General features: G+C 47.9%; 8 protein-coding genes and 1 other RNA gene. All 9 read left to right on the forward strand.

Annotated features, from left to right (window positions below):
- Positions 1-94 precede the first annotated feature (94 nt).
- The 9 genes from rho (at position 95) to ACAN55_RS21215 (ending at position 7,036) form a co-directional block, all read left to right on the forward strand.
- Positions 95-1,450, forward strand: coding sequence for a transcription termination factor Rho (gene rho, locus ACAN55_RS21175; RefSeq protein ID WP_379137571.1), 1,356 nt, complete (start codon positions 95-97; stop codon positions 1,448-1,450).
- A 21-nt stretch (positions 1,451-1,471) separates the two neighbouring features.
- Positions 1,472-2,749, forward strand: coding sequence for a radical SAM family protein (locus tag ACAN55_RS21180; protein WP_379137575.1), 1,278 nt, complete (start codon positions 1,472-1,474; stop codon positions 2,747-2,749).
- Between the two features lie 98 nt (positions 2,750-2,847).
- Entirely contained in the window at positions 2,848-3,045 is a 198-nt protein-coding gene (gene rpmE / locus ACAN55_RS21185; RefSeq protein WP_379137578.1) for a 50S ribosomal protein L31, read from the forward strand.
- A 116-nt stretch (positions 3,046-3,161) separates the two neighbouring features.
- Positions 3,162-3,429: signal recognition particle sRNA large type (gene ffs, locus ACAN55_RS21190), an RNA gene on the forward strand.
- A 132-nt stretch (positions 3,430-3,561) separates the two neighbouring features.
- Positions 3,562-5,313, forward strand: coding sequence for a DNA polymerase III subunit gamma/tau (gene dnaX, locus ACAN55_RS21195; protein WP_379137581.1), 1,752 nt, complete (start codon positions 3,562-3,564; stop codon positions 5,311-5,313).
- A gap of 47 nt (positions 5,314-5,360) precedes the next feature.
- The gene (locus ACAN55_RS21200; protein WP_379137584.1) at positions 5,361-5,672 is read left to right on the forward strand and encodes a YbaB/EbfC family nucleoid-associated protein; all 312 of its coding nucleotides are present in this window, start codon (positions 5,361-5,363) and stop codon (positions 5,670-5,672) included.
- Positions 5,673-5,714: 42 nt separating this feature from the next.
- Positions 5,715-6,314, forward strand: a complete 600-nt coding sequence (gene recR / locus ACAN55_RS21205; RefSeq protein ID WP_379137587.1) for a recombination mediator RecR — start codon at positions 5,715-5,717, stop codon at positions 6,312-6,314.
- 104 nt (positions 6,315-6,418) lie between these two features.
- On the forward strand, positions 6,419-6,745 hold the full coding sequence (locus tag ACAN55_RS21210; RefSeq protein WP_379137589.1) for a hypothetical protein: 327 nt from the start codon (positions 6,419-6,421) through the stop codon (positions 6,743-6,745).
- A 27-nt stretch (positions 6,746-6,772) separates the two neighbouring features.
- Complete coding sequence (locus tag ACAN55_RS21215) at positions 6,773-7,036, forward strand: pro-sigmaK processing inhibitor BofA family protein (protein ID WP_379137591.1); 264 nt, start codon at positions 6,773-6,775, stop codon at positions 7,034-7,036.
- Positions 7,037-7,243 lie beyond the last annotated feature (207 nt).

Genomic DNA, 7,243 nt, shown 5'->3' on the forward strand with positions numbered 1-7,243 from the left:
TAATCCTATGCTAATAAGGATTTTTCAAATCTCTTAATCTTATGAACATACTGCTAGACGAACTCATATTAAAAATTGAATAGGTGGTTATTACATGGATCTTCAAATTTCCGACTTGGAAGAAATGAAGCTGACCGACATGTATAAGCTGGCTAAGAAATACCAGATTCCCTACTACGGCCAGATGAAGAAGCGGGAACTGATCTTCGCGATCCTCAGGGCCCAGGCGGAACAAAGCGGCCTTATGTTTATGGAGGGCGTTTTGGAGATTTTGCCAGAGGGATATGGCTTCTTAAGGCCAATTAATTATTTGCCCAGTGCTGAAGATATTTATATCTCAGCTTCCCAGATTCGCAAATTCGATCTCAGAAGCGGGGATCTTGTATCTGGTAAATGCCGGACACCAAAAGAAAACGAGCGATATTTCGGACTGCTTCAGGTTAATGCTGTTAACGGCGAGAACCCTGCGACCGCAGCGGAACGCCTTCACTTCCCAGCACTCACACCTCTTTATCCGCAAGTTAAGCTGCCGCTAGAAACATCTCCTACCCACTTATCTACCCGAATTATGGATTTGCTGGCTCCTGTAGGTTTGGGACAGCGCGGTTTGATTGTCGCACCTCCCAAAGCGGGAAAGACGCTCCTCCTAAAAGAAATTGCCAACAGTATATCCATGAATAATCCTGAAATTGAACTGTTTGTACTGCTGATTGATGAGCGCCCGGAGGAAGTAACAGATATGCAGCGTTCTGTGAAAGGTGAGGTGGTTGCCTCTACATTCGACGAGTTGCCTGAGAATCATATCAAGGTCGCTGAGCTTGTACTTCAGCGCGCACTTCGCTTAGTGGAGCATAAAAAGGATGTTGTGATTCTTCTGGACAGCATTACGCGTCTTGCCCGTGCTTATAACCTTGTTGTCCCGCCATCCGGACGGACACTTAGTGGAGGGATTGATCCCGCAGCCTTTCATCGTCCGAAACGGTTTTTTGGATCTGCGCGGAATGTGGAGGAAGGCGGAAGTCTTACAATCCTGGCCACAGCGCTTGTTGATACAGGTTCACGTATGGATGATATTATTTATGAAGAATTTAAAGGTACGGGGAACATGGAGCTTCATTTAGATCGTAAGTTGGCAGAACGCCGAATTTTCCCTGCCATTGATATCCGCCGTTCCGGTACACGCCGTGAAGAGGTGCTGTTGACGAAGGAAGAGCTGGATACAATCTGGTCGATCCGTAAGAATATGAATGAATCCTATGATTTTGTGGAAGGATTCCTCAAGAAATTGCGTGACGCCAAGACTAATGCTGAGTTCTTAGCCTCCTTTGATGTAGCGGGAGCCAAAGATTCTCCTAGTGGTACGGCGAGCAGTGGAGGGACATCCAACAGCGGTGCAGCTACAAGACGCACACCGGCACGGACGAAGACTCCAACCGTCCCTACAACTTAGAATAAGAAGAGGTGATTATAGATGTATCTGGTGTATGCTGACGAGCAAGGTAACGTTTATGACCATCCTGAGCTGTTCGGTCTCGCCCGCAGCGGGGATTTGATCGTTGAAATGCTGGAGGAAGAGTTGATTCCGTTACCACAGGGAGCTACGCTTGTCGGACTGCCGAATACACGAGCGGTGGGCATGAATCCTGAGACGGGGGAAATGCTTTCGTTGCCGGAAGGCGCTCAGGCTGTAGGTGCGCTTTTGCCTCAGGGCTTCACCCGTCTCTGTCTTCCCGGTTATATTAAGACAGACAAGTCGTACAAACTTCCGTTGTTCGGATATTCTGCTGTAGTATGGAAGGACGGCGGCTTTTACGTTGGCGCCGCTCTTACCGATGATCCGGAGAAGTGGAATCCGCTTAACTGTGATGTCGATGATTTGAAGGCGGGGGTAGATGAGCTGACCGCCAAATACCCGGAGAACCGTCTTTATGGTCATCTCTCCAACTGTGCGATTGGATATGAATGTCTTACAGCCTCCAATACATTCCTTAATCGCTGGGAAGGTGCGGTTCCGGTCTCCCATTCTTGTAATGCGGGCTGTTTTGGCTGCATCTCCGATCAGCCGGAGACAAGCGGCTTTGTGTCACCGCAGACCCGTATGGATTTCCGTCCACGGGTAGATGAGCTGGTAGAGGTAATGCTCGAGCATCTGAAGACGCCGGAATCCATTGTTAGCTTCGGCCAGGGCTGTGAGGGTGAGCCCTCTACTCAGGCGAAGATAATTATTGAAGCGATGCGCGAAGTGCGCTCGGTTACCGGTATGGGGTACATTAATATTAATACCAATGCCGGGCTGAGTGATCACATCCGCGGAATTGTGGACGCCGGTCTTGATCTGATGCGGGTCAGCACAATTAGCGCACTCGATGATCATTATAATGCGTACTATAAACCCCGTGGATATACGCTTGCTAATGTGGAGAAGTCTTTGAAGTATGCTGCATCCCAGGGAGTATACACTTCAATTAATTATCTGGTGTTTCCGGGAGTAACGGACCGGGAGGAGGAGATTGAAGCGATGGTGGATTTCATCAAGCGAACCGGAGTACGGATGATTCAGATGCGTAACCTGAACATTGATCCGGAGAGTTACCTCGAATTAATTCCGCCGGCCCGTGGTGAAATCCTGGGAATGAAGACATTGCTTGATATCTTCGCCGAGGAACTGCCGGACGTAGTGATTGGATCTTATACTCATGTTCCCCCGGCTGAGCTGGCCCGTGTTAAACAAAGCGGCGTCCAAATTTGATGTGTTGCTGAATTATTTATTTCGTGTTAAGATGAGTACATCTGTATATTATAACTCTGTATCCGCATGAGATTCAGGGCAAAAGAGGTGAAATTCAAATGCAAGAAGCAATCCAACCAAAGTATAACCTCGTTAAGGTTACCTGCGCGTGTGGAAACACTTTCGAAGCTGGTTCTGTTAAACAAGAGCTGCGCGTCGAAATTTGCTCCAACTGCCACCCGTTCTTTACTGGCAAGCAGAAGTTCCTGGATGCTGGTGGTCGCGTTGATAAATTCAAGAAGAAATACGGTATCTAATCCGATTAGCTGCGATGCGGCTTAAATATTAGATAAACCCCCGACGATTATCGTCGGGGGTTTTGTATTTAATGCCCAGTTGATTTTTATACGGGGGTAGGCTATACTTAACTTCGCCGTGCTAGACGGGGAGGTAGCGGTGCCCTGTAACTCGCAATCCGCTGTAGCGAGGTTGAATTCCTGTTAGAGGTGCTGTCGATGTGAGGTCTTGGTCCCTGCGTGCTGTGTTGACGGTTGGGTCCTCCGCAATGAGTGCTTATGAACCTGGTCAGGTCCGGAAGGAAGCAGCCATAAGTAAGTTACTCTTGTGCCGGAGGGTTGCCTAGCCCGAGCAGTTATGCGGGATTGCCGCTTGGATCGCAGCCATCAATAACAGGTGCACGGTTTAAATAGATAATGATGCATCTTTGCGACAGCGAAGATGCTTTTTTGTTTTTGGTCATAAGCCCCGGATTATAGTATAATAAATAAGCGACAAAAGCCGGAAAAGCGGCAGTTGAAAGAGGGTAATGCATAGTGGAACATATTGCGCTGTACCGTGCCTGGCGGCCGCAGTCGTTTAAAGACATGGTAGGGCAACAGCACATTATCCAAACGCTGCAGAACGCCATTCGGGAACAGCGGGTTTCGCATGCCTATCTGTTCAGTGGCCCGCGGGGAACGGGTAAGACTAGTGCAGCCAAAGTCTTGGCTAAAGCGGTGAACTGTGAGCGTCAGCAGGGTTCGGAACCCTGTAATGAATGTCCTTCTTGTCAGCGGATTGCTGCAGGCAATGTGATGGATGTGCAGGAGATTGACGCCGCCTCAAATCGAGGAGTGGAAGAAATCCGTGATTTGCGGGATAAGGTGAAATACGCGCCTACTGAAGTCCGCCGTAAAGTGTATATTATTGATGAAGTGCATATGCTGACTACGGAAGCGTTTAACGCTCTCCTAAAGACACTGGAGGAGCCGCCTCCGCATGTGATGTTCATATTAGCTACAACGGAGCCTCATAAATTGCCGGCAACCATTATTTCGCGCTGCCAGCGTTTTGACTTCCGCCGGGTCTCCTTGGAGGAACAGACTACTCTTCTGACGGAGATTTGTGAGAAGGAAGGCATTACAGCAGAGGGGGATGCTTTGCAATATATCGCTCGTCTTTCTGACGGCGGTATGCGTGATGCGCTTAGCATATTGGATCAGATCTCTTCGTTTACGGATGGACAGGTGACATATCAGCAGGTCCTTGGCATGACCGGGGGGATACCGGCTGAACAATTCGCACGTCTCGCATCTGCGCTTCTCGAAGCAGATATGGGGCTTCTGCTTGAGCTTGTAGAACAAATGATGCATGAGGGCAAAAGTGCCGATAAATGCTTGGAGAACCTGCTCTTTTACTTCCGGGACTTACTTATGATTAAAATGGTGCCTGGTGCGGATCAACTGACAGATCGTGTCCTGAATCCTGCAGAGTTCCGGGATATGGCTGCCGCATTCTCGAGAGAACGCCTTTTTGAGATTGTAGATACATTAAATCGCTACTTAGGTGAGATGAAATATGCAACTCATCCTCAGACCCTGTTTGAGGTAGCTCTTATGAAACTGTGCACACCTCGTAGTGAAGGCGCTCCGGTAGCAGCTTTCGTTGAAGCGCAGAGCTCTGCGGCACATGCTGTTGCTGATCCGAATGAACTTGCTGCTCTGAAGAGGCAGATTGCTGCTCTGGAGAAGAAGTTGGAGCAGGCTATACAAGCAGGAGGTATCTCTGGCGGAGGACGTGAGGGGGTTGCTGTGAAATCCGCTACACAGAATCCTGCACCCCGGGTCTCAGCACCTGGCAAGTTGCCTCCGCATATGGATAAGTTTGTTGCCGGTAAGAATAGCGCTGATTTCAACTCGATTTATAAGCAATGGAGTTTGGTGCTGCAGGGTGTGAAAGACGAGAAGGTGACGGTCCATGCCTGGTTCATGGATGGAGAGCCTGTATCGGTAATGGAGGATGCTGTGCTCGTGGCCTTCAAGAATACTATTCATCGCGATACGACGGAGAAGCCGCTTAACCGTCAGGTCATTGAGGGTGTGTTGTCGACACGTTTGGGCAAGCCCTATCGGCTTGTGACGATTATGATGCGCGATTGGAATGAAGCTGTATTGAAGCCTGTAGCAGAGCCGGGTAAAATGGAACTGCAGCTGGAACATGAACATGAGGCGGAAGGAACATCAGAACCTTGGATTGACGAGGCGATTCAGCTGTTTGGGGAAGACCTTGTTGTCATAAAAGAGTAAGAGTATCGCTATTAACGCCAGGTGCGTATATGAAGGAGAGATGATGTATGAATAATATGAACCAAATGATGAAACAGGTTAAAAAAATGCAAGAACAAATGTTGAAAGCGCAAGAGGAACTGGGAAGCAAGATGATTGAAGGAACATCAGGTGGCGGTGTAGTTACCGTTCAAGTTAACGGTCACAAAAAATTGCTGTCGATTCAAATCAAACCTGAAGCCGTAGATCCGGAAGACGTTGAAATGCTGCAAGATCTCGTTATTACTGCTGTCAACGATGCACTGACCAAGGCAGAAGATCTTGCGAACAACGATATGGGCAAATTTACCGGAGGCATGAAAATCCCTGGTTTGTTCTAATCTGCCTTCGACAAAAGAGATATCCAAAGGAGATTCGCCAACGTGTATTATCCCGAACCGCTCGCCAAACTCATAGATGCATTTACACGTTTGCCTGGAGTCGGTCCTAAGACAGCCGCCCGGCTGGCTTTTCATGTCCTGAACATGAAGGAAGATGATGTCATCGATTTTGCCAAAGCGCTTGTCAGTGTGAAGCGTAATCTTCACTACTGCTCGGTCTGCTGCAATATCACAGACACGGATCCTTGCCGCATCTGCCAGGACAAGAGCCGTGATCCGTCTGTAATTTGTGTGGTGCAGGATTCCAAAGATCTTGTGGCTATCGAACGTACGAAGGAGTTTGACGGGTATTACCATGTACTTCAGGGGGCAATATCCCCTATGGAGGGTATAGGTCCTGATGACATCCGTCTTAAAGAATTGCTGAACCGTCTTAGTGATGAGCGGGTAAAAGAACTGATTATGGCGACTAACCCGAACATAGAGGGCGAGGCTACGGCTATGTATATTTCCCGGCTAACCCGTCCATTTGATATTAAAATCACTCGGATTGCCCATGGATTGCCTGTTGGGGGCGATCTTGAGTATGCAGATGAAGTTACGTTGTCCAAAGCGCTGGAAGGCCGACGGGAGCTGTTTTGATCACATATTCTTATGTTTTGACAGAGAGGCCCTTTGGGGCTTCTTTTTTTATGCCATCTTAAGTGAAGTGATCATTTTGGTTCTAAGTTTGTCCTCTCCTTGATATGAATGTGAATAGTGATACGGCAGCCGTTGAACTCATTCTGAAGGGGGCTTGGATTATGAGCTGGTGGAGTAAGGGGCGCTGGAGCAGAGCTAAAGGACTTCATCTGGAGAATGATGAGAATTGGAAAGTATTTTTGGAGGTGCGTAAAGCGCAGTCTGAGTGGGAGAGAGCATGCCTGATGTTTGATGAAGCCAGAGGTCAGGATCAGATTGACTATGCTATATACATCTTGGAGGCGGCAGAACGAAAGTATCAGATCCACTTGAGGCATGCCAAGCTTTTGGGGCTGAACCGTATCCAATTGCAGATGGATGAACGTCATTAAAGCGTTGATAATAAGGAGGAGATTGGTATGAGATTGCTGGCAATGGGCGTGCTAGTTATTTCAGCGGTGTTGCTTCTGTTCATAGTTCTTCGAAAAAGATTAGGCTGGCGATGGATTAGTGTGTTTGGAACTCACCTTGTACTAGCGGCACTGGGCTTATATGTAGTCAATTTCTCCGGATTAATCAGCGGGGTGTATATTCCGTTGAATCCGGTGACGATAGGAGCAGTAACTGTTCTGGGGCTGCCAGGGCTTATCATGCTACTTGGAATAAAAATAACATTGTTTTAAGGGTTGACGTGGGTTTGCAAAATGTGATACATTAAGTTTCGGCCCTTTGGACAAGCTATTCTCGAATAACTTGTGAATTGGATAAGCGAAAAAGAAATTTTAAAAAACGCTTGACTAAAACAAGGACGCCGTGATATATTATAAAGGTCGCTGCTGACAAGCGGCGGTCACGAAAAAGAGACATTGATCTTTGAAAACTGAACAACG

The organism is Paenibacillus oryziterrae, from assembly GCF_042610485.1.
GTDB lineage: Bacteria > Bacillota > Bacilli > Paenibacillales > Paenibacillaceae > Paenibacillus_AQ.